This is a genomic window from Sporosarcina sp. SAFN-015 (genome assembly GCF_051966875.1).
Lineage (GTDB): Bacteria > Bacillota > Bacilli > Bacillales_A > Planococcaceae > Sporosarcina.
The window spans coordinates 431368-453842 of record NZ_JBQCKP010000001.1; the positions used below are offsets into that span (position 1 = coordinate 431368).

Sequence of the window (22475 nt, forward strand, 5' to 3'; positions counted from 1 at the left end):
CTCCCTTACATTCTCTATATCTAATTTAAGCAGGCCGCCTTCTTTGGCGGCCCTTTTATCATGAAGGTGTAATATCACTGAAAGTACCGACATACCGCTCGACTTCACCCGCATCGTTTTTAACGGCATTGATTGTCAACAGTTCCAAATATTCCGTTCCGTCTTTTCGCTTGTTCCAAATTTCACCTTGCCAAGACCCCTCTTCACCAATGATGCTCCACATAGTAGTGTAAAATTGCTTGGATTGCCTTCCGGAACTGAGGACATTCGGATTGCTGCCGATCACCTCTTCTTCAGTATAGCCTGTAAGTTGTGTAAATGCAGGATTTACTGACAATATTGTACCATTCGGACTCGTAACAAGAATCCCTTGTCCTGTCGAATCAAAAACTTCCTTTGCAAGCGTCAACCGATCCATATAATACAGCCAGATGACGAGGACAAGGCTCACTAGCGCGACTTGGGAAAAAGCCATGAATCCGATCGAATAGGAACCTGTGATGGAATGGATTGTTGCAAGCAAGAGTGGAGGGAAAAATCCGCCGAGTCCACCCATCATGGAAACAATCCCGTTCACAATCCCTGCTTGTTTATTGAAATAGAATGGGACGAGCTTGAAGATGACACCGTTGCCGATCCCCGCCATAGCCGCAATTAAGATGCTGCCGACTGTATAGAGACCGATGCCAGGCGAGAATGCCAAGACGATCGCCGCCAACGTCAGTCCTGCGAAAGCGCCCATCAATAGGAACAACGGCTGGAATCTATCCGCAAGCCAACCGCCTACAGGACGAAGCAATGTCGCCACGACAATGAAACCTGCTGTCCGCATACCTGCATCGACTTTTTCCAATCCAAAATACGTTACAAGGAAATTCGGCAGGAACACTGTAAATGCAACGAACGAGCCAAATGTGATGAAGTAGAACAAAGAGAAGAACCATAGCTTTTCATTCTTATAGACGCCTTTGATCTGTTCAACAATCGGAGTTTTAATCTTTGTTTCTTGCTTATCGCCGAAAATGAAGTTCAAGACGGCAAAAATGAGCAATAGCACCAAATAGAGTTTAACGGTCATTGACCATCCGATTTGCGTCGCAATGACGGGAGCGGCAAACGTCGATACTGCTGTACCGATATTCCCCATCCCGTAAATTCCGTTGACGAGTCCGTGCTTCTCTTTCGGATAATATTTCGGCAAGGATGTTACACCTACCGAGAATACGGCTCCCCCGATTCCGAGGAAAGTTCCCCCGATAATGAGCCCGGTGAATGAAGACGTTTCACTTATGTAAAACACCGGGAACAGAAGGAGGATGAAGCTGATCATGAAGATGATTCTTGCTCCGAAAATATTTGCATAGTATCCTAGAGGAATCCGTAAAATGGATCCCAACACTACTGGGACGGCTGTTACGATTGCCAGTCTTTCAGGCGGAATGGAGATATCCTCTGTAATGAATGGCAAGAGGGAGGAAATCAATACCCATACCATGAAACCGACTACTAAGTTAGCTGTTTGTAAAGGTAATTGGATTTTTTTATTCATGTAAATCAGTCCATTTCTGAAAGTAGTGAACTACTTTAACCATTGGCTCATAGGCTTACCGACAATCAAATGATGGATGTGTACAGTTCATTGAATAGCTGATCCTGCTCCGTAATCCGAAGCGTGTTGATAACCATCGGGAAGACGATCGACTGTTCCTTTACGAAGTGGATCGTAATCACTTCAAACGCTTCACCGGCATCCTTGACGACGTCCTTCATTTCCTGCAAGGACAATTCTTCAAGATTCCCGCGTGTATGATGGAGGAAATGGCCGATATACGCATCGATCTCTTCATGTTCCTCTTCTAGCGCCAGGATTGGGCCTTGCTCATCTCCGATATATTTTGATAGCATCGGAAAAAGGAACTCCTCTTCTTTCTCCGTATGATTTTTTAGCGGATCGATAAATTCAATGATAAGTTTTCGCAACGTCTGCAAAGCTTCCCTCGCTTCTTCCGCATTGTAAATATCCCTCTCGAAACCAAGGACGATTGCATGCCAGCCATCCATTAAATAAGACAAATAATTATGTTCGTTTTCGAGCACCCGCAATGCAGGCAGTTCAAATTTGAATTGTTTCGCTGTCGTCAAACTTTGCACCTCCTGTTAGAAGTTCAGGAACTTCTTGCGTAATGCATATTCCACAAGCTCCGGCCTGCTCTTCAAATCCAATTTTTCCATGATCTTCGATTTATGCGCCTCAACTGTCTTGACGGAGATATACAGCATTTCTGCAATCTCCTTATTCCCATAGCCTTTCGCGACTAACGGAAGGACTTCGATTTCCCTTCTCGAAAGGATTTTATAAGGATCCGTTTCGGCTTCATTGAAATCCTTTGTTACGAATTGACGCACGAGAGAGGTCGCCATCGAAGGATGGATGTAAGTCCCCCCGTCATATACAGTTCGTAACGCGGAAAGCAGTTCTTCGTCGGGAGAGTTTTTTAATACATACCCGGAAGCTCCGTTTTTCAATACATGGAAAAGATATTCTTCGTCATCGTGCATTGTCAGAATGACGACTTTCGTTTCAGGAAAATCCTCTTTAATTTTCCCTGTGGCAATCAAACCACTCTCCCCGGGAGGCATGCTCAAATCCATGAGCAAAATGTCTGGGCGATGCTTCGCCACTAGTTCATACGCTTCCAATCCATCAGCGGCGGTCGCTACGACTTCCATATCGTCTTGATAATTCAAAATGTGCATGAACCCGCTGCGGACGACCGCATGATCATCTGCAATGATGATCTTCAATCGTCAACCCCTCCTTTAGCAATCGGGACTTCCAATTGGATGACCGTCCCTTTCCCGATCTCGGAACGGATTTGAAGGCGCCCTTCAACAAGTTCTGCACGCTCATTCATGCTATAGAGACCTAAACCCGTACCTTTCGGATCCGTATTTTTCAGCTCGAATCCTTTTCCTTCATCCATGATCAATAAATGAAGCAACCCTTCCGTTTCGTACAAGCGGACAACCATTTCATCGACATCTGCATATTTTAACGCATTGAATACAGCTTCCTGGCAGATCCGGTAGACGACCGTCTCGATTTCGCCTTCATACCGTTTTGATTCGAGCTCCGGATTAAAATGGATGACGAGTCCGTAATTTTTTTCCACCCATTTGAAATGAGTACGGAAAGCCGCCTCCAGCCCTAAATCATCCAGAGTGGCAGGACGCAGCTCGACGGATAGGTGGCGAATGTCATCCAATAACCGCATGAGCGAACCTTCTGTTTGCTGCACTTTCTTCAAAACATCCTCTTCGATATTCATATATTTCAAGACACGTAAATCGACTAACGAGCTAAGCATTTCCTGTGCTACGCTGTCATGAAGCTCCCGGGAAAGCCGCTTCCGCTCGTCCTCTTGAGCTTTGATCACTCGTTTCATCATCAGTTTCTGATTCAGTTCTTCTTGTGTCTTAATTTGCTGCGTCAAATCTCTCAGCATGAAGACCCGGGTTCCCGTTTCTTCATCAATTGTCTGGATGCTTCCGGTATAAGGGATGAGTCCCCTGCCTTTTGTCTCGAAATACACTTGGAAGGAGCTAATATCCTCATCCGGATTAGACATATAGCAAGAGACGCAAGTCCGTGGTTCATCTGAGCTTGTAAAGCCTTTGCATACTGTGCAGATGGCTTTCGTGCTGCCCGCCATCATTTGGTCATAAACATCTTTATCGATGATTTCTTCCGCAGCGGAATTCATCGCTAGCGTCTTCCCTTGCCGATCGAAGAAGAAGATGGCTTCATCGGAATTGCCGTAGAGTTTCATTAATAAATCCGACAAATGCATATTACTGTTTCGACTCATCCTTCACCATCTCCTTATTGTAAAATGGGCCGAATTCCGTCCCGATCTCTTGCCGGAACTGCCCGAACTGTTCTTCGGTCAGCTGCCCGCCAGAACGGTATCCGACAAGCATGACGCCTTTCACACGATTGTCTTGATAGAGGGGGATCGCTCCTAAACTTTTGAGCCCTTCAATAGAAACAATCGGATAATTGAATAGGTCGCCTGCACTCCATTCTTCATCTGCATCTTTGACATACATCGGCTTGCCCGTCTTAAAGACAATTCCTGCTATCCCTTTACCCGATTGCAATGTAATGCGCCGATAGCGCTCGCTGCGATTTCCCGTCACATACACCCATCTCAATTCAAATCGACGTTCCGGCGATTGGACGAGCGCTATGCCAACGAAATCGAATCCGAATAATTCTTTTAAACGCTCAATCTCTTGCTCGTAATTAAATCCCGACCGTTCTTTCATCACCATTGCTCCCTATGGAAAACCGTTTATCTTTTGCCTGTTTTTACAGGCGATCTTCTATACAGAATATAGCTCCTGCCGACATAATTCAATGGCACGCTCCATACGTGGACAAGTCTTGTGAACGGCCACATCGCGAAAATGAGGAAACCCGTCAAAATATGCAGCTTGAATGTCAATGGAACGGGAGCCATATACCCTGCTTCAGGCCTGAAGATCAGCAAGGATCGGAACCAAACCGAAATGGAATCACGATAATCGAATCCTGGGTTCAAGTTATTCGTCACTAAAGAAGCATAACAACCGATAAATACGATGAATAGAAGTAGGCAGTTGACGATGATGTCAGAAGCCGAGGAGAGCTTCCGTACATTCCGGTGGGTAATACGCCGTGCTGTTAGGATCAGCATTCCGGCAAGTGTGACGACGCCGAAAAATCCCCCGCCCCAAATTGCTCCCATATGATACATATGGTCACTGACGCCAAGCGCACGCGTCCACTCTTTCGGTATGCCAAGACCCGCAACATGCCCGAGAATAACGGGAATAATACCGATATGGAAAAGCAAGCTGCCGATCATCAGTTGTTTCTTCTCGATAAATTCACTCGACTTTGCGGTCCATCCAAACTTGTCGTGCCGATACCTGAAAATATGGCCTACGACGAATACTGCCATGCAAATATAAGGGAAAATCACCCACAAAAATTGGTTACTCATTGGCAGGAACCTCCTGTTGGATACAAGACTTGAATACCTCCCTCATCCCTTTGATGAGGTGGAAGTATGGGCTCTCATACTTTTCAAGAGCCTTCATCAAATGATAGGATCCGTCCTCCAACACAGCCAACAGCATGGAAAAACTTTGTTGGGCACGAGGATCCCCTCTCCATTCCGCTGCATAGATGAATTCACACATGAGCGGAAGTAAATCCGATAATTCATTATCCGGCATGACAAGCCCGAACATTTCGTAAAGCACTTTCAACCGGGCTAGCATTTGCCCGCGTTCCTTCGAGTCTTCATATTTCACATAGGTCATAAAAAGCGTACAATCTTTTTGAAAATCAAACGTATTAATATACATCTCTTGAATTTCTTCTAGACTATGTTCATGCATTAAATCCCAATAACGCTTTACTTCGGGATAGGAGGGATCGGAAGAGTCGATCGACTCTTCCAATACCGACGGATGATATGTGATTTTTTCCGGGTAGGACAACTGGCTGGCGAAAAAGCCAAAGACGCTTTTTTCTTCGTATAAGCGGTCTAGATTAATCACGCCAGATCCCTCCATAGAAGTTTTCTTCGTAAATCTCCTTGCCTGTTTTTCCTGGGGAGACAGGTCCGCATCCGTCACAATCGGTACCGCCCACCATCGAGTAGCTGAATTGGTTTTGTGTAATGCTTTCGCCATATGTGCCCATCTGTTCGTTATAACCAGCAGATCCTTGTGAACGATAGACGTTCATCGTTCCTTCCTTATGGGAAGTCGGGATAACGAAGCGATCTTCGTATTTCGCAATTGCGAGCAATCGATACATTTGCTTCGTCTGTTGGGCCGTCAAGCCGACACGGTCAAGTCTGGATTCGTCAAATTCCTTGCCGGACGAAACTGCACGCATATAGGAGCGCATCATCGCCATTCGCTGAAGTCCTTCTTTCACGGTTTCCGTATCACCTGCCGTTAGCATATTTGCCAAGTATTGAATCGGAATTCTCATCTCTTCGATTGCAGGGAAAATCATATCAGGATTTTTAATTGAATCTTTTCCTTCAAAGTAGTTCATGATCGGGCTTAGTGGCGGCACATACCAAACCATCGGCAATGTGCGGTATTCCGGATGAAGCGGGAATGCAAGTTTGTATTCGATCGCCAGTTTATAGACCGGTGAATTTTTCGCTGCATTGATCCAGTCCTCTGAAATGCCATCTTTCCGTGCCTGCTCGATCACTTCAGGATCATTTGGATCGAGGAATAAATCGCATTGCGCCTTGTACAAGTCTTGCGGATCTGGAGTTGATGCCGCTTCAAGCACACGGTCAGCGTCATAGAGCAGAACGCCCAAATAGCGAATCCTTCCTGTACACGTCTCCGAGCAGACTGTCGGCAAACCGGATTCGATGCGCGGGAAGCAGAATGTACATTTCTCCGCTTTGTTCGTTTTCCAGTTGAAATATACTTTTTTGTAAGGGCAGCCCGTCATGCAATAACGCCATCCGCGGCATGCTTCCTGGTCGACGAGCACAATGCCGTCCTCTTCCCGCTTGTAGATCGCTCCAGCAGGACAGGAAGCGACACAGCTCGGGTTGAGGCAGTGTTCACAAAGACGAGGCAAATACATCATGAATGCTTGCTCGAAATTGAATTTGACTTCTTCTTCAATTTTTTCGATGTTCGGATCTTTTGGACCGGTAATATGGCCGCCAGCCAACTGGTCTTCCCAGTTCGGCCCCCACTCCAAGTCCATATAGTCTCCGGAAATGACTGATTTCGCACGTGCAACTGGCGTATGTTCGCTTTCAGGAGCCATCGTCAACTTTTCATAGTCGTATGTCCACGGCTCGTAAAACTCTTTGATTTCCGGCATATCCGGATTGTAGAAGATTTTCCCTAATGCGATTTTCGAAAGCTTCGAACCTGATTTCAATTCAAGCTTTCCATTTCGTAGATTCCAGCCGCCTTTGTAAATTTCCTGATCCTCCCAACGTTTTGGATAACCGATGCCCGGCTTTGTCTCCACGTTGTTGAACCACATATATTCGGCGCCTTCCCGATTCGTCCATGCCGTTTTGCATGTCACGCTGCACGTATGGCAGCCGATGCATTTGTCCAGATTCATGACCATTGCTACTTGTGCTTTAATTTTCAAGCCAGTTGACCTCCTTCATCTTGCGGACCGCCACGTATTCATCACGCTGGTTTCCGATCGGTCCGTAATAATTGAATCCGTAACTCAGCTGAGCATAACCGCCGACCATTTGTGTTGGTTTCATATGGATACGAGTCGGTGCATTATGGCTTCCGCCCCGCTCCTCCGTAATTTCAGAGCCTGGAACTTGGATATGCTTATCTTGCGCATGATACATGAACATCGTGCCTTTAGGTATTCTGTGACTGACAACGGCCCTCGCTGTCACGACACCGTTCCGGTTGTACACTTCAAGCCATGCATTGTCGTCGATGCCATGCTCCTTTGCGTCGAGATCAGAAATCCAGACGGTCGGACCTCCACGGAACAACGTCAACATATGCTGATTATCTTGGTACGTCGAGTGGATGTTCCACTTGCCGTGCGGCGTCAAATATCTGAGGACGAGTGCATCCTGTCCGCCAACAATCGGTTTATCCCGCGGACCTAATACCATCGGCGGCAATGTCGGCTTGTAAACCGGCAATGATTCTCCGAAATCCATGAACAATTCATGGTCAAGATAGAAATGCTGTCTTCCCGTCAACGTCCTGAACGGCACGAGCCTTTCAATGTTCGTCGTGAATGGCGAATAGCGTCTGCCCATTTTATTCGAGCCGCTGAAGACAGGTGTCGGGATGACTTCTCTCGGCTGGGCTGTAATATTGGCAAATGTGAACCGTTCCGCTGCCCGGTCTGCTGAAATATCCTTCAGCTCTACGCCTGTATCCTGTTCTGCCGCTTCGAAAGCACGTTGTGAAACGCGTCCGTTCGTTGCGGATGAAAGGGTGAGCATCGCTTCCGCTGCATTTTTCGCCGTATACAATTTTGGCAAGCCGTCCTTGATCGTTCCGTCTGTGTACACGCCATTAATGCCTTTCATTAATTCATACTCTTCCGCAACCGAGAATGAGACGCCGTGAGCGCCCACTTTTCCAGTAGCAAGCATTGGACCGAGCGTGATGTACTTGTCATACACCTTCGTATAATCACGTTCGACAATTGTCATGCCCGGCATCGTCTTGCCTGGAATCGGCTCGACCTCTCCTTTTTTCCAATCCTTCACTTCCCCGTAAGGTTGAGCGATTTCTTGCATAGAATCATGTCCGAGCGGCGTTGTCACTAAGTCTTTGTAGACACCAGGCAAATGTGTTTTCGCCATTTCAGCAAACGATTCGGCAAGTGAACGGAAAATATCCCAGTCTGAACGCGATTCCCATAGCGGATCGACAGCAGGATTGAAAGGATGGACGAATGGATGCATATCGGTTGAGGATAAATCCACTTTTTCGTACCAAGTCGCCGCTGGCAATACGATATCGGCGTATAATGGTGTTGCTGTCATCCTGAAATCGAGTGCTACGAGAAGGTCCAGCTTCCCTTCCACTTCATCGCGCCAAACGATTTCTTCCGGCTTCATATCTTCATTCGGCTGTGCAATCAACCCTGAGGAAGCCCCGAATAGATGCTTCATGAAGTATTCCTGCCCTTTCGCGGAGCTCGAAACGAGGTTCGAACGCCAAACGAAAAGTGATCTTGGGAAGTTTTCCGGTGCATCCGGATCTTCGATAGCAAAATTGAGTTTACCGGTTTTCAATTGATCGACCATATATTTTGCGATTTCTTCGGTCGTCGTGTTGCCCGCCTGTCGTGCTTCCTCAGTCAACTGCAAGCTGTTCCTGTTGAATTGAGGATAGGATGGCAACCATCCAAGTCTTGCGGCAAGCACATTGTAATCCGCTGGATGTTCATAACGCGATTTCTTACCTAGCGGAGATGCCAATGCACTTGTGCCGCCTTCTTCGTATTTCCATTGGTCTGTCGCAAAATAGAAGAATGACGTTGCGTTTTGCAAACGTGGAGGAGCTTGCCAGTCTCTAGCAAAAGCGATTGTGCTCCATCCTTCGATCGGACGGCATTTTTCCTGTCCGACATAATGCGCCCATCCGCCTCCGTTGTTTCCTTGTGACGCAGTAAGGGTAACTAGATTAAGTATGGCTCGATAGATCGTGTCGCTATTGAACCAGTGATTGATGCCTGCTCCCATGATGATCATTGAACGTCCGCCTGTATCCAAGGCGTTCTGTGCAAATTCACGAGCGATCTGGATGACGAGCTCCGGTTTGACGTTCGTCACTTTTTGCTGCCAGGCAGGCGTATAAAGTGAGTCTGTATCATCGTAGCCTTTTGCATCCCATTTGCTGCCCGATCTTCTAATTCCATATTGGCTCATCATGACGTCATATACAGTTGCAACAAGTCGCTCCGTGCCATCCGCAAATTTTACTTTCTTCGCAGGAATTGCACGTGTGAAGACTCCATTCCCCGCATTATCGAAGTAAGGGAATTGGATTTCTCTCCATTCAGCGCCTTGGTCAAGTACAGATAACACCGGATCCACTTTCGTTCCATCTTCGTTTTCAAGGATCAGGTTCCATTTTGCATCTTTTTCCCAGCGTTGCCCCATTGTCCCGTTTGGAACGATGATTTCATTTTTCGCACCATCAATGATGACCGGCTTCCATTCGGCGTGTTCGCTCTCCTGTCCTAAATCGCTCGCACGTACGAAGCGCCCTGCTTTGTAAGCATTGTTATGCTCATCAAGCGTAATGAGGAATGGCATATCCGTATATTGCTTCGCATAATCGAGGAACATCGGTTCTTTCCGCTGTTCATAAAATTCATCCAAAATGACATGGGTCATCGCTTGAGCAACCGCTGCATCAGAGCCAGGGTTCGGCGCGATCCAGTCATCTGCATGGACGACGCTTTCCGCATAATCCGGTGCGACGGATACGGTTTTCGTCCCTTTATAACGGACTTCTGTCATGAAGTGCGCATCCGGCGTCCTCGTCAACGGAACGTTCGAGCCCCACATGATAATATAGCCGGCGTTGAACCAGTCGCTAGATTCCGGAACGTCTGTCTGCTCGCCCCAAATTTGCGGTGAAGATGGCGGAAGATCCGCATACCAATCGTAGAAGCTCAACATTTCCCCGCCTAACAGCGATAGGAAACGCGCGCCCGACGCATAGCTGACCATTGACATCGCAGGAATCGGCGTAAAGCCCGCAATACGGTCAGGTCCATATTTCTGGATAGTGTAAATCAATTGAGCGGCTATCAAGATTTTCGCATCGCGCCAATGGATTCTCACATGTCCGCCCTTGCCGCGCGCTTTCTTATATTCAGCAGTCTTCGCAGGGTCTTCCACGATACTTGCCCACGCCTTGATCGGATCTTTATGTTCTGAAAGCGCCCGGCTCCACATACGCCACAACTTCCCCCGTATGTATGGATATTTCACCCGCAACGGACTGTACTCGTACCATGAGAAGGATGCTCCCCGCGGACAACCCCTCGGCTCGAATTCAGGCATGTCGGGACCACATGAAGGATAATCGATCTGCTGGTTCTCCCACGTAATAATTCCGTTCTTCACAAACACTTTCCAGCTGCAGGAACCGGTACAGTTAACGCCATGCGTCGTGCGGACAACTTTGTCATGGGACCACCTTTGGCGATACATATTCTCCCAATCCCTGCTTTTCTCTTCGAGTACAGACCAGTTTCCAGAATAACGTTCAACCGGTTTGAAATACTTCATACTAAACTTGTTCATGGACATTGAATATTTTCACTCCTTTAATCAGAATGACGTGCAGATAGGGGAAATCGACATACCTACCTTTACCTTATACCCTTAATGTTATAGATTAATCGGAATAGTTCCATTAGGGTTTTCCCTATATCCGTCCAGGTAATCCACTAATTTAAAAAAAAAGCCGCCGTTTTGGCAGCTTTTTTAATTACAACGCTTTCGCAACTCGCTCAAACAAAACGTTATTCTCAAGATGCACATGTTCAAATGTATCTTTTTCAAGCTGCTCAAGCCTTGCATAAACGAGTCGATATGTTCCGCAAGCCCCTTCTGGAGGCGTAAAGTTGTCAGTAATTTCCCTTAGTTCATAAAGCAGGCGCCCCGCATTGTCATGCTCCGCTTCCAGCTCAGATACGTGAGTCTTCAATTGCTCTTTCACTTCGGCAGTCGGATTATTTAAAAACTCTAGAATAAGAGGGAAAACATTTTGATCTTCATCAAACGTGTGGTTCAGCAACTCTTCGCGCAACGCTTTGAAAATCTCTTGCACTCGCAGTAAATGCGGATGATTTTCACCATGCACCCGGGCTACCTTCGTAATATAAGGCGCAAGCATCGGCAGCTCCTCACGCAAGCTTTCATGATATTTCTCCTGAATATAGGCGATCAATGTCTTTTCCCCAAATGAAGAAGCTTCCATGCTCAGACGGTTTTCCCGTTTCTCTTCTATTGAATGGATGCTGTTTAAAACTTCTAAAGGATTCAAGTTCCGCTGCTCTGCCGCATCCTTCAATGGAATCTTTCCGCCGCAACAATAGTCGATGCGAAGACTTCTGAACAAGTCTGCGCTTTGAGGCAATGCCGTGACAATATCCGAGACGCGAGTATCGATGGTAAGTGAAGACATAATGAATTCCTCCCCGAATTTTCTTTTCGATTTACATGTTAATGAATGGACTGCGGAAGCGATATTAGGGAATTGCCTATTTCCCTTCCGTCTACTCCATCATAGATGACTCTTCGAGCCTAAGATGTGATGTATATCACAGTTTTACAGGTGTCATAAATTGTTCAAAAAGGTTAGAGGGTTCATTCACAATAGAAATAACTGGTATACTACTTTTAATAAATAGACTTTTAAAACGGGGGATTTTAGGTGTCACTTCAATTTATTAACGCGGAAAAGAGAATTCATGATTCTGTCGTTTTCCCTTCATTTGATTTATCAATCGACTTAGGAAAAGTCGTTGCCGTCTATTCGAGCGTCAATGTGCGCGAGCAGCTGATTGAGCTATTGCTTGAAAAATCCAAGCTATCGAACGGCGAAATACGTATTGGGGACAGCGGCATTTCAGAAAACAAAACAAAAATCGGTTTTTACTTTCTTCATGACGGACTATATGAACGTTTATCAGTGGAGGAAATGGTACGTTTCACAAAACAGCTTTATACATCAAATCAATCCATCGAGGACGCTATTCAGACTGCTCAATTGGATTCAAAACGCCGTGTAAAAATAAAGAACTTGTCCTTTTCGGAACGAAAACGAGTTCAACTTGCCCTTTTACTAATGCAAAACCCAACTATTTGCATTTTCGAGGAACCTGATCAAAATATTGATTTGGAATCAAAACGGATTTTCATTTCTGTTCTTCAAAAACTCAAACTAGACGGTCGCAGCGCATTCATTTTGACGGGAAATATGGAAAGCGCTGTAACAGCTGCCGACGAAATCTTCCGTTTGGATGAAAACGGACTGCATCCAGTACATACTGCAACGGATGAAGATAAAGAAATAGAAGATTCACCAACCGCGGCCGAATCGATCGTACCTGTCCGATTAGAAAAGATACCAACGAAGGTTAATGAAAAGATTGTTTTATTTGACCCACCTGAGATCGATTATATTGAAAGCAATGAAGGACAATCCTTTTTGCATATTAAAGGAGAAGCCTTCCCTTCTGTTTCTACGTTGAATGAATTAGAATCACGACTACTCCCATTCGGTTTCTTCCGTTGCCACCGTTCGTACATTGTAAATTTGCAGAAAGTGCGAGAAGTCATCACTTGGACGAGGAACAGCTATAGCCTTGTTTTGGATGATGCCGAAAAATCGACAATACCATTGTCAAAAACAAAGATGGTGGAGTTAAAAGAGATGCTTGGCATATAAATTTGTAGAAAATTGTATTATTTCCCCGGAAATATTTTGACAGTATCCGACGTTTCAGCTCGGGAAATACTCCGTTCATGACACGGAGCGGAAAATCCACATTTAAATACGGTTCACTCACGGTGGAATTTGCTCTACTCACCCTTTATTTCACTCTTTTCGTCCGAAATATAATGTGCTACATTCCGATTTCACTTATTCTGAAGGTGCAAATACGAAATGTACGAAACCGACAGGAGGATGGAAATGGAAAACATTATTGAGGTGAGCAGCTTAGCAAAAGTCTTTGCGAATCAAACAGCAATTGAAAGTGTCGACTTCCACGTTAAAAAGGGTGAAATTTTCGGCTTTCTCGGACCAAGCGGTTCAGGAAAAACGACAACGATTAAAATTTTAACCGGGCAATTAACACCTACTAGCGGGACCGCAAACGTTTTTGGGGAATCTGTGTCTCAGCTAAAGAAATCGGAGTACCGTAAGCGTTTCGGAGTACTTACAGATAATAGCAGCTTATATGGAAGGCTATCAATCTACGATAATTTGAAACTCTATTGCGATTTATATGATGTAGCCTACTCAAAAATCGATGAAGTGCTCGATACCGTTAATTTGAAAGAAGAGAAATCGAAAAAAGTTTCTTCCTTATCAAAAGGAATGACGCAGCGTGTGACACTTGCACGGGCTTTGATCCACGAACCCGAATTGCTGTTCCTCGATGAGCCGACCTCTGCCCTGGATCCGACAAATTCACTTCATATCCATGAGGGATTACGGGCGCTTAACGAAAAAGGAACAACGATATTTTTGACGACGCACGATATGCACGAGGCGGAAACATTATGTGACAGAGTCGCTTTCCTAAATAAAGGTAAAATCCAACTTTTGGATACGCCAGACAAATTAAAGAAGAGCTACTCGGATTCGACGATTACAGTGGAATTGACGAACGAAGAAAAAGTGATTTTACCTGCAGGTTCCGAAGGTGCTAAACAGCTATTCGAGTATATGAATAAGGATCAAATCGTAACAATCCATTCAAACGAACCGACTTTAGGGGATATTTTTGTGCAAGTGACAGGGAGGAAATTGGCATGATGATTTCATGGAAACGTGTAAACGCGATTTTGCAAAAAGACTTTAAAGATTTTTCAAGGAACTTGGCTGTATCTTCAGTTATCTTTTTCCCAATTATTTTAGGAGCATTTTATGGCCGTATGGGCGTTGAATCAATCGAAACTCATTTTTTGCTTATTAATATGGCGTTTGGAATGGTGGCGACATTTGTTCAATGTTGTTTGATCGCTGAAGAAAAGGAGAAGAACACATTGCGCGGACTGATGCTTTCGCCTGCAAGTACGACTGAGATTCTTGGCGGGAAAAGCTTGCTGACATTTATTATGACGATGGTTGTCGTCTTTTTCACTATGTTCTTGGCGGAATATAAACCTATCAACATTGCTGTAATAGCTGTGGCGATTATTTTATCATCACTCTTCTATATCGCGATAGGAACATTGCTCGGCCTTTATTCGAAGTCTGTTATGGAAGCGTCCGTTATCGTAATGCCTGTCATTATCGTCTTTTCACTCGGATCGTTTCTTACGATTGCCGCAGAGAAATATCCAATTTTACAAGTGGCTAATTACTTGCCGAACCTGCAATTAATCGAATTGGCGACAAAAGTGGAGGCAGGAGCCAGTTTTGCGGGTGTAATCGGTGAATTAGCTATCATTTTAGGATGGGTCATTGCCGCTGTCATTTTGACGGTTATCATGTATCGAAAAAGGATGGTAGATTAATATGAAACAAGCGCTTAGATTTTTACTCGCTGTCGGTATCGGCATACTTGCCGTTTTCATCTATAAGGCACTCTTCTAACTAATTTGAGGTGTTTGTTTTGAAAGAAATTCGTTCTTTTGTTTTAGGTGGGTTCATCGGCCTATCCGGAGTCCTTTATTTCATCTTATTTCCGGAGCCAATGTCGATGCGCACCTTACTTATCATTGTGGCAAGTATCATAATCAGCTTTCCTTTATGTATTTTACTTCATGAAGCGGGACACTTCCTCGCTGGCCGTTTTCAAGGGATGCGGATGCTCAATGTAAGCGTCGGTCCCTTCGTCATCGAACGGCATGAGGGAAAGCTTCATTTCCATGTTGTCCAATCCGTTCTCGGCTATCTTGGAAGGGCAATGATGGGATTCCCTGAACATTTAGAGAAGAAAGTGATGCGAGATAAGCTGATCCGCTATATATATGGCGGACCGTTGATCAATGGCGTAGTAGGCGTCCTATCGATAGGAATCGCTTTCACTATATCGCATCAACCGTTTTTCATCCTATTCGGTTTGATAAATATCCTTCTCGGCATCACAAACTTGCAGCCTGCAATGTCCAAAAGTGCAATGACGGATGGTTTGGTCATCCAAAGGCTTAGGACTGTCCCCTTAGAAGATTCCGTCATCATGGCAGGTTATTCTGCATTAACGGAAGACATGAAGACGACAGACACAAAAAAGTGGAATGTGGATCTGATCGTACAATTGGAAAGGTTACTACATTCCGAGGATTCGACTGCGAAAAGCTTCCTTACTACAATAGGTTATTACTATTTGCCGGAAGACGCAGAAAAAGTGCTCGATATCGGACGGACATCAGCATTTACGCGGGAATCGGCTTCACATGATTATTATGCGGATTGCGCAGATATCACATTCGCGACAGCCCTTTTCTTTACTGAAAAATTGAAGGAGTATCCGGAAATCGAGTTAGAACTAAGTAAAATCGGCAAAACAGAGACCGTTATGGAATTGAAACGGCATGCTTTGCTTTCTTACATAGAAGGAGATGTTGCAAGTGCTATCGAGCATCTAGAAAATGCCAAGGCAGCACTCGGCAAATGGCATCCTCTTTATTTGCGTGGAGAGATGGAGCGGGAATTACTGCAAGTAATGATTGATAAGATGAAAAGAAATAATGATCATCTCTCCCCGTCCGCTCATCATCCAAATGATATATACTTATAAGAAAGAAAATACAGGGGTGAATGGATCATGCATAAAATCCAAATTCAATCATTGAATGTCGGCAAACCGCGTGACTTGCAGTTCGGGAGAAAGGAAGTAACGACGGGGATTAATAAAAAACCGGTTGCGGAACCCGTTTATTTATCCTTAGTAAATTTTGAAGGGGATGGACAGGCCGATCTTGTTAATCATGGCGGTCGAGACAAAGCCGTATGCGCCTATCCTTCTGAGCATTATCCGCATTGGGAGAAGGAGTTAGGAAAGCCGTTGGATGCTAGCGCATTCGGCGAAAACTTGACACTTCGTGGATTGACGGAGGATGAGTTATGCATCGGGGATTCATTCCAAATGGGCGAAGCGGTCGTCCAAGTGAGCCAGCCACGCGAGCCCTGCTTCAAGCTATCGCTGATCCACGGACGGAAAGACATGCCTTTGCTCATACAAGACTTAGGCTATACCGGCTTTTATTTCCGTGTATTGAAGGAAGGTATCGTCTCCCCCTCCGACGAGTTAGTACATATTTCGCGTCCGGATCTGGCCATAACCGTGACGGAGGCGAATCGACTTATGCATCATGATAAAAACGATTTGGATGGGATGCGGACTTTGCTGGAAGTCGATGAATTATCGGAAGGCTGGAGAAAAACATTTCAAAAAAGGCTCGATAAGAATGCAACTGCTACAAGCGCAACGTTGAAAGGAAATGAGTAATCAATAAGAACGCATGGCTAGTGAACATGGCCAGCGTTCTTTTTTCGTTCTTATAGATCATCAAACCCGTTCAAATCACTCGTCTTCACGTATTGCCTAGACGTCTGCTCAAAGAAATCCGTTTTCGTGTCATCAAAATTGTCGACGTAGGCGCGGATCCATCTCATCGGATTGTCCGTAAATTCCGGATAGATTTCGCTTAGTCCGAGCATACGCAGCATTTTATTCGCCCGATATTTCACGTAGCCAGTCATTTCATCGAGGTCGATTCCGTCGATTTCCCCTAACACGTAGCGACTCCAAATGATTTCCTGTTCGACGGAGTGGCGGAATTGATCATAAATCCATTCTGTAAATGCTTCGGTATTATACTCAGGATTTTCAGCAAGCGCAGCGCGAAAAATATCACTGATCGCCTTGCCGTGCTGGAGCTCATCGCGGTTGATATAGGAAATCATCGTCGATGTGCCGACCATTTTTTGATGACGCGCAAGATTATAGAAGAATGCAAAGCCGCTATAGAAGAACAAACCTTCCAGCAACGTCGTGTACACCATCGCTTTTAACACCGTTTCAATCGTCGGGTTCTCCGCGAATTCGTTGTAAATATCTACGATCCGTTCGTTTCTTTTCATGAGCACTTCATCAGTGCGACCCATTTCAAATGAAGTCATCTGCTTGTCGAGCGTCGTAACGGACGATAGTACGTACGCGTAGCTATGATTATGCTCACTTTCTTGATCTGCGATTGTCGCCATAATTGATTTCACCGAAGGGTCGGTTGCAAAGTCCGCAATTTTCATGGCGACGACGGTTTGCGGCCCGTCTAGCGTTGCAAGCAGTCCAATAATCTTTAGGAAAGCTTCCTGTTCGGCTTTTGACAAATTCGGAAATTGCTTCACGTCCTGTGTCATATCGACTTCATTCGCTGTCCAGAAAAGGGAACGAATCCTTTGTCGCAATGTGTAGAAATGTGGGTGGGCAAGGTCGTTCCAATTCAAAATGCCGCTCGCTTTCCCGCCGAAAATCGCCGTTGATTTATTTGGTTGTGCTGGATTCAGTACTTTAACGCGTGTAAGTGTTGCCAATGTTGAACTACTCCTTTCGACCATTCGATGACTTTCTTCTCTTGCGTGCCACGTGGGCTTTGTTCGATTTTAAGAGGGGTAATTGCAGATTCATAAAACCGTGCCAGTTTGACAGCGGCATGGCAAAAGAGATAGTCCCCTCCAAACTGTGTATCTCCCGTTCCGAAGACATAAACATTCTTCGGTTTGTACCCAACATCCGCGACGAAATCCTTTACTTCGTAAGGCGTGGAGCCCTTGTCCCATGTGAACGTACCGATGATCATCGCATCGAACCTGCGCGGATCCGGCATCGGACCGATTCCAATCCGATGCACCGTCACTTTCATTCCTTCTGACAGCAGCGTCTCCTCCACGATTTCCGCCACTTCTTCCGTATTGCCGCTCCACGATGCATACGCAATCAGGAATGACACCATTCGCACTCCTCGATATCAGAAGCTGTAGACCTCGTATAGTATGTCGATTTCATGCCCGATTTCCACGCTTGTATATGCAAATCGAGTAGGACGGATGCGCGGATGTTGTTCGGAACGTATATATTGAATGAAATCGCTTGGTCAATATGGCGCTGCCTTGCCGCATTCTGCTTAATGGACCAACGCTGATCGACGATATACGCAGAGCGGCGATACACATCATATGTGTTGTGATCAAGATCAGGTGCAATGACCGGCAGCTTGTAATCTTTCTTTTCCTCATGATAGAACGGTTTGAAAATCGGATCGATGGAAGCGGTAGATCCTGCGATAACCGATGTCGAGCTGTTCGGCGCGACCGCCATCAAATAGCCGTTACGAATACCGTTCATCGCTACATCGATACGCAGTTCACGCCATTTCTTTGAATCATATCCGCGTTTCTCGAAATAAGCTCCACTTTGCCAATCCGATTTTTCGAATAAAGGATACGCCCCTTTTTCAATCGCTAATTCCATCGAAGCCTTAATCGTCAAATAAGCAATTCTTTCATACAGTTCATCTGCATAATTGACCGCTTTATCCGACTCCCATTGAATATTCTTCAAAGCGAGCAAATGATGCCATCCAAACGTCCCGAGTCCAATGCCACGGTAGCGAGCATTCGTCCGTTGCGCTTGAACGACCGGTATTTTATTCAATTCAATAACGTTGTCGAGCATACGCACTTGGATCGTAATGAGGCGTTCCAATACATCCGCGGGAACGGCTTTTCCAAGGTTCACGGACGACAAGTTACAGACGACAAAATCACCTGGCTTTGAACGGGTTACGACGATATCGTCTTCAAGTGTGACGGATTCAAATTCGGTCGGGCTCATATTTTGAGTGATTTCTGTACAGAGATTACTCGAATACACCATACCTTTATGCTTATTTGGATTTGCGCGATTCACTTCATCACGGTAAAACATGAACGGCGTCCCGGTTTCGAGCTGGCTGCGCATGACACGCTTCATAATTTCAATCGCAGGTACCGTTTCCTTCGACAATTCAGGATGATTGACACATTCCTCATACTTCTCACGGAATGAACCGCTCCCCTTCGTTTCATCATAATGATCTTCCAATGAGTACCCCATTACAGTCCGGATTTCATGCGGGTCGAATAAATGCCAATCACCTCGAGCCTCGACTTGCTCCATGAAAAGATCTGGCAAGCAGACTCCGGTGAAAATATCATGGGCACGCAAGCGATCATCGCCGTTGTTCAGCTTAAGATCAAGGAATGTGAAAATATCTTTATGCCATACATCAAGATAAACGGCAATCGCCCCTTGACGTTGACCGAGCTGATCGACACTGACGGCCGTATTGTTCAGTTGTTTAATCCACGGAAGGACGCCGCTCGAAGCCCCTTTAAATCCGCGGATGGACGATCCTCGCGAACGAACCTTGCCCATGTAAACGCCGATGCCGCCTCCGTATTTTGATAGATTCGCAATATCGGTATTGCTGTCGTATATTCCTTGGAGCGAATCGTCGACCGTATCGATGAAGCAGCTCGACAGCTGACCATGCGGTTTGCCCGCATTCGCTAATGTCGGCGTCGCAACAGTCATATACAGATTGCTCATCGCCCAATACGCTTCCGCCACTTTTCCGAGACGGTTCTCTGTTTCATTTTGCATAAGCGTCATCGCGATGATGAGCCAACGTTCTTGCGGCAATTCAACGGGCTGTTTATTGAAATCAACCGCCACGTACCGATCTACAAGCGTTTTCAATCCAATATACGTAAACAGCTTGTCCCTTTCCGGCTCTAAGAAAGTTCCAATCTCTTTTAGTTCCTCACGTGAATATTTTTCTAGTAAAACGGATGTATAAAGACCTTTCTTCACGAGCCGCTCTACATTGTCGGCAAAATCTGTATACGCTTTTGAGCCTCTTACGCTTTCCTGACGGGAATAAACTTCCTGCAAATAAATACGCGCAGCTACGAATGTCCAGTAGGCAGATGCTTCGTCAAGATTGCTGAGCACTTCCAAAATCATTGCTTTCGACCATTCAGAATCGCTCCCTTCAGGATGGCGCTCCTTCCAGCGAGCACTCGCCGTTAGAAGCGGTTGCAGCTTGTCCGCTCCGAATTCAGATTGCAGTTTGTCCATAATGTCTGTTCTTTCAGTAATGATAGTCATACTAATCCATCTCCTTTTAGGTAACGTAAAAATGAAAAAAGCGATGATTCTACCTCTTCGGTAGAGTCATCGCTCATGGATTGTAATGTAGGAAACAGATCGGGCAATAGAAAAATGAAAGCAAAGAACCCGCTCGCTCCCACCTCTCAACCCCCGAAGAAAGTGTCGCTTGACGATGGACGGCAGGTCTACTGGCTCACGCTTCCTCCTTCCATCTCCCCTTCCCGCGGCATTATGCTGCAGTGGTTTTTGAGACGGTCGTCTGCGTTTACAGTTGCGGGGACAGCTCCGATTTGCGGATTCCCTATTAAACCGATAACGGTACCATTCCATCGTTCGATACTATATGTTGTGTGTTATGTACTTTTAATACCCTAACATGTAGTGTTTAAACAGTAAATAGGTAGAAAGTATTTTGTAAGATTTTTTTTGAAGAGCCGTGCAATCGATGCATGGCTCTTACTTGTTGAAGGGCTTCAAAGCTTCCGTTCGATCTAGAAATACGAACCCATCATACCGGCTGCCGACTCTCGATGACACATAGTTCCCATACGCCTCGAATTCCGGATTATAGACGACTCCGATGGCGCGATGGCCGATCCATTCATTGAATAAATGCCGGTTTTCTTCCGTGAAGAGAATAACTTGATCCTCGGCGGCCGCCGCATGCATCTGCCCTTCCCATGAATTGAATTTAGCGGGCGGAACATCCATCTTTTGATACGGTTCTCCCCAACCTTCTCCCGCAATAACAGTTCCTTCGTACGTGCCGAAACCGATGGCAAACGTGTCCTCCCTGCCATATTTCTCACGGATGAGCTGTCCGACGTTGATCATTTTATGGTCGGCCATCGACGTTTCCGATGCATCGCCGACATGGGTGTTATGCTCCCAAATGATGATTTTTGCATCAGCCCCATGATAGTTCAAAATTTCACTGACCGCCTCGACCATATGCATGTCGCGAATATTCCAGGAGATGGCGTCGTCCTGCATCATCGCCCGGTAATAGGACTCGGCGTTTTTCGCAACTAATGCATTCATCGTCATATTCAAGTCCTTCTCCTGCTCATTCGAATAAAGATCTACATGACTTCGGATAGTCGTTAGTAATCTGGATACCTCACTTATACATTCATCCGTGAAATGGGCAGTCGACATCGCATAATGCTCCGGCATCCGGTTATACGGCTCGAAACAGGAGAATGCCTTTTTCGCCAACTCCAAGTCCGCCTTAAACTGCGGATTCTCCTGAAGAAACCGCAGTAGCTCATCAATCGATTCATAGAGGCTATACATATCGATGCCGTAAAATCCTGTTTGATCCGCCGCGTCCTTTCCGTCATTGTCATGTTTTAACCATTCAACAAGTTCCGCTACTTCCTCATTCGCCCACATCCACGTCGGCCAGCGGTTGAAAGATTCTACCAATACCTGCCGAGCGGATTTTCCTTCCTTGTCGAAACCTTTCACATAGCGATTGACCGCCTGCGCGGATGGCCAATCGCCCTCTACCGCAATGATTGTAAACCCTTTTTCCTGAATTAGCCGTTTCGATAATGCCGCGCGAACTTTGTAAAACTCTGAAGTTCCATGCGTCGCCTCACCTAGCAGGACAATTCGCGCATCACCAATTGCGTCCAAAATAGAATCAAATGCTTTATCGTTTAACGGGAAAGCGTTCTCTTGAATAGCAGAAACCAGCCTTTTCGACAAATCAATCCCTCCTCTGTTGATAGCATACCCATGGGCAGCGGATGGAAACCGGGGGAGGGGGACTTGAAGTGATTTTCGAAGGGGGGGGGGAAAACGTTATCACCGACTTGTGATAGGTTATCACCGACTCTCGGGCTGTTATCACCGACTCTAAAGTGTTTATCACCGACTTGGCGCACATTACCACCGATTCGCACAAATTTATCACCGAATCACTATAATTCGATGACTCTCAGAATGAACTTACCCATGCCAAAAATGTTTATCACCACATAGACATACGTTATCACTGCTTAGAAGGGGT

General features: G+C 45.7%; 19 protein-coding genes and 1 riboswitch. Of the genes, 5 read left to right on the top strand and 14 right to left on the bottom strand.

Annotated features, from left to right (window positions below; all coding sequences use genetic code 11):
• Positions 1–58: 58 nt before the first annotated feature.
• The 10 genes from ACTHPA_RS01965 to ric form a co-directional block, all read right to left on the bottom strand.
• The gene (locus ACTHPA_RS01965; protein ID WP_440498376.1) at positions 59–1549 is read right to left on the bottom strand and encodes a nitrate/nitrite transporter; all 1491 of its coding nucleotides are present in this window, start codon (positions 1547–1549) and stop codon (positions 59–61) included.
• A 65-nt stretch (positions 1550–1614) separates the two neighbouring features.
• Complete coding sequence (locus tag ACTHPA_RS01970; protein WP_440498377.1) at positions 1615–2142, bottom strand: hemerythrin domain-containing protein; 528 nt, start codon at positions 2140–2142, stop codon at positions 1615–1617.
• Between the two features lie 15 nt (positions 2143–2157).
• A complete protein-coding gene (locus ACTHPA_RS01975) occupies positions 2158–2805 on the bottom strand; it encodes a response regulator (protein ID WP_440498378.1) in 648 nt (215 codons plus the stop codon).
• Positions 2802–3869, bottom strand: coding sequence for a sensor histidine kinase (locus tag ACTHPA_RS01980; RefSeq protein WP_440498379.1), 1068 nt, complete (start codon positions 3867–3869; stop codon positions 2802–2804). The genes ACTHPA_RS01975 and ACTHPA_RS01980 overlap by 4 nt, the downstream gene beginning before the upstream one ends.
• Positions 3853–4329, bottom strand: coding sequence for a GAF domain-containing protein (locus ACTHPA_RS01985; protein WP_440498380.1), 477 nt, complete (start codon positions 4327–4329; stop codon positions 3853–3855). Before ACTHPA_RS01985 ends, ACTHPA_RS01980 begins: the two co-directional genes overlap by 17 nt.
• Positions 4330–4355: 26 nt before the next feature.
• Positions 4356–5048 carry a respiratory nitrate reductase subunit gamma gene (gene narI / locus ACTHPA_RS01990; RefSeq protein WP_440498381.1) on the bottom strand — a complete coding sequence of 231 codons (693 nt, stop codon included), beginning with the start codon at positions 5046–5048 and terminating at the stop codon, positions 4356–4358.
• Positions 5041–5610 (bottom strand): nitrate reductase molybdenum cofactor assembly chaperone, encoded by a 570-nt coding sequence (gene narJ / locus ACTHPA_RS01995; protein WP_440498382.1) that lies wholly within the window; start codon positions 5608–5610, stop codon positions 5041–5043. The genes narI and narJ overlap by 8 nt, the downstream gene beginning before the upstream one ends.
• The gene (narH, locus tag ACTHPA_RS02000) at positions 5603–7201 is read right to left on the bottom strand and encodes a nitrate reductase subunit beta (RefSeq protein WP_440498383.1); all 1599 of its coding nucleotides are present in this window, start codon (positions 7199–7201) and stop codon (positions 5603–5605) included. The genes narJ and narH overlap by 8 nt, the downstream gene beginning before the upstream one ends.
• Complete coding sequence (locus ACTHPA_RS02005; protein ID WP_440498585.1) at positions 7191–10862, bottom strand: nitrate reductase subunit alpha; 3672 nt, start codon at positions 10860–10862, stop codon at positions 7191–7193. Before ACTHPA_RS02005 ends, narH begins: the two co-directional genes overlap by 11 nt.
• Positions 10863–11049: 187 nt before the next feature.
• Positions 11050–11748 (bottom strand): iron-sulfur cluster repair di-iron protein, encoded by a 699-nt coding sequence (gene ric / locus ACTHPA_RS02010; RefSeq protein WP_440498384.1) that lies wholly within the window; start codon positions 11746–11748, stop codon positions 11050–11052.
• A gap of 249 nt (positions 11749–11997) precedes the next feature.
• On the opposite strand from ric, the gene ACTHPA_RS02015 reads away from it, so the two are divergent.
• The 5 genes from ACTHPA_RS02015 to ACTHPA_RS02035 all read left to right on the top strand — a co-directional run bounded on the left by ACTHPA_RS02015 (position 11998) and on the right by ACTHPA_RS02035 (position 16750).
• Positions 11998–13014, top strand: coding sequence for a LytTR family transcriptional regulator DNA-binding domain-containing protein (locus ACTHPA_RS02015; RefSeq protein WP_440498385.1), 1017 nt, complete (start codon positions 11998–12000; stop codon positions 13012–13014).
• Positions 13015–13260: 246 nt separating this feature from the next.
• Positions 13261–14109 carry an ATP-binding cassette domain-containing protein gene (locus ACTHPA_RS02020; protein ID WP_440498386.1) on the top strand — a complete coding sequence of 283 codons (849 nt, stop codon included), beginning with the start codon at positions 13261–13263 and terminating at the stop codon, positions 14107–14109.
• A complete protein-coding gene (locus ACTHPA_RS02025; protein ID WP_440498387.1) occupies positions 14106–14813 on the top strand; it encodes an ABC transporter permease in 708 nt (235 codons plus the stop codon). The genes ACTHPA_RS02020 and ACTHPA_RS02025 overlap by 4 nt, the downstream gene beginning before the upstream one ends.
• 98 nt (positions 14814–14911) lie before the next feature.
• The gene (locus tag ACTHPA_RS02030) at positions 14912–16039 is read left to right on the top strand and encodes a M50 family metallopeptidase (protein ID WP_440498388.1); all 1128 of its coding nucleotides are present in this window, start codon (positions 14912–14914) and stop codon (positions 16037–16039) included.
• Positions 16040–16066: 27 nt separating this feature from the next.
• On the top strand, positions 16067–16750 hold the full coding sequence (locus tag ACTHPA_RS02035) for an MOSC domain-containing protein (protein WP_440498389.1): 684 nt from the start codon (positions 16067–16069) through the stop codon (positions 16748–16750).
• A 50-nt stretch (positions 16751–16800) separates the two neighbouring features.
• Here ACTHPA_RS02035 and ACTHPA_RS02040 read toward each other — a convergent pair whose 3' ends face one another.
• The 4 genes from ACTHPA_RS02040 to ACTHPA_RS02055 form a co-directional block, all read right to left on the bottom strand.
• Complete coding sequence (locus tag ACTHPA_RS02040) at positions 16801–17862, bottom strand: ribonucleotide-diphosphate reductase subunit beta (protein WP_440498390.1); 1062 nt, start codon at positions 17860–17862, stop codon at positions 16801–16803.
• Positions 17808–18257: a flavodoxin gene (locus ACTHPA_RS02045; RefSeq protein ID WP_440498391.1), complete on the bottom strand. Its 450-nt coding sequence runs from the start codon at positions 18255–18257 to the stop codon at positions 17808–17810. Before ACTHPA_RS02045 ends, ACTHPA_RS02040 begins: the two co-directional genes overlap by 55 nt.
• The gene (locus ACTHPA_RS02050; RefSeq protein ID WP_440498392.1) at positions 18242–20455 is read right to left on the bottom strand and encodes a ribonucleoside-diphosphate reductase subunit alpha; all 2214 of its coding nucleotides are present in this window, start codon (positions 20453–20455) and stop codon (positions 18242–18244) included. The genes ACTHPA_RS02045 and ACTHPA_RS02050 overlap by 16 nt, the downstream gene beginning before the upstream one ends.
• Positions 20456–20619: 164 nt before the next feature.
• Positions 20620–20800: riboswitch (cobalamin riboswitch) on the bottom strand.
• Positions 20801–20914: 114 nt separating this feature from the next.
• A complete protein-coding gene (locus ACTHPA_RS02055) occupies positions 20915–22171 on the bottom strand; it encodes an erythromycin esterase family protein (RefSeq protein ID WP_440498393.1) in 1257 nt (418 codons plus the stop codon).
• Positions 22172–22475: the final 304 nt, after the last annotated feature.

Excerpts from the sequence above, each read along its gene's own strand:
- ACTHPA_RS01965 (WP_440498376.1), bottom strand. The coding sequence starts at position 1,549 with ATGAATAAAAAAATCCAATTACCTTTACAAACAGCTAACTTAGTAGTC.
- ACTHPA_RS01980 (WP_440498379.1), bottom strand. The coding sequence starts at position 3,869 with ATGAGTCGAAACAGTAATATGCATTTGTCGGATTTATTAATGAAACTC.
- ACTHPA_RS01985 (WP_440498380.1), bottom strand. The coding sequence starts at position 4,329 with ATGAAAGAACGGTCGGGATTTAATTACGAGCAAGAGATTGAGCGTTTA.
- narI (WP_440498381.1), bottom strand. The coding sequence starts at position 5,048 with ATGAGTAACCAATTTTTGTGGGTGATTTTCCCTTATATTTGCATGGCA.
- ACTHPA_RS02005 (WP_440498585.1), bottom strand. The coding sequence starts at position 10,862 with ATGAACAAGTTTAGTATGAAGTATTTCAAACCGGTTGAACGTTATTCT.
- ric (WP_440498384.1), bottom strand. The coding sequence starts at position 11,748 with ATGTCTTCACTTACCATCGATACTCGCGTCTCGGATATTGTCACGGCA.
- ACTHPA_RS02020 (WP_440498386.1), top strand. The coding sequence starts at position 13,261 with ATGGAAAACATTATTGAGGTGAGCAGCTTAGCAAAAGTCTTTGCGAAT.
- ACTHPA_RS02025 (WP_440498387.1), top strand. The coding sequence starts at position 14,106 with ATGATGATTTCATGGAAACGTGTAAACGCGATTTTGCAAAAAGACTTT.
- ACTHPA_RS02035 (WP_440498389.1), top strand. The coding sequence starts at position 16,067 with ATGCATAAAATCCAAATTCAATCATTGAATGTCGGCAAACCGCGTGAC.
- ACTHPA_RS02040 (WP_440498390.1), bottom strand. The coding sequence starts at position 17,862 with ATGGTCGAAAGGAGTAGTTCAACATTGGCAACACTTACACGCGTTAAA.
- ACTHPA_RS02045 (WP_440498391.1), bottom strand. The coding sequence starts at position 18,257 with ATGGTGTCATTCCTGATTGCGTATGCATCGTGGAGCGGCAATACGGAA.
- ACTHPA_RS02050 (WP_440498392.1), bottom strand. The coding sequence starts at position 20,455 with ATGACTATCATTACTGAAAGAACAGACATTATGGACAAACTGCAATCT.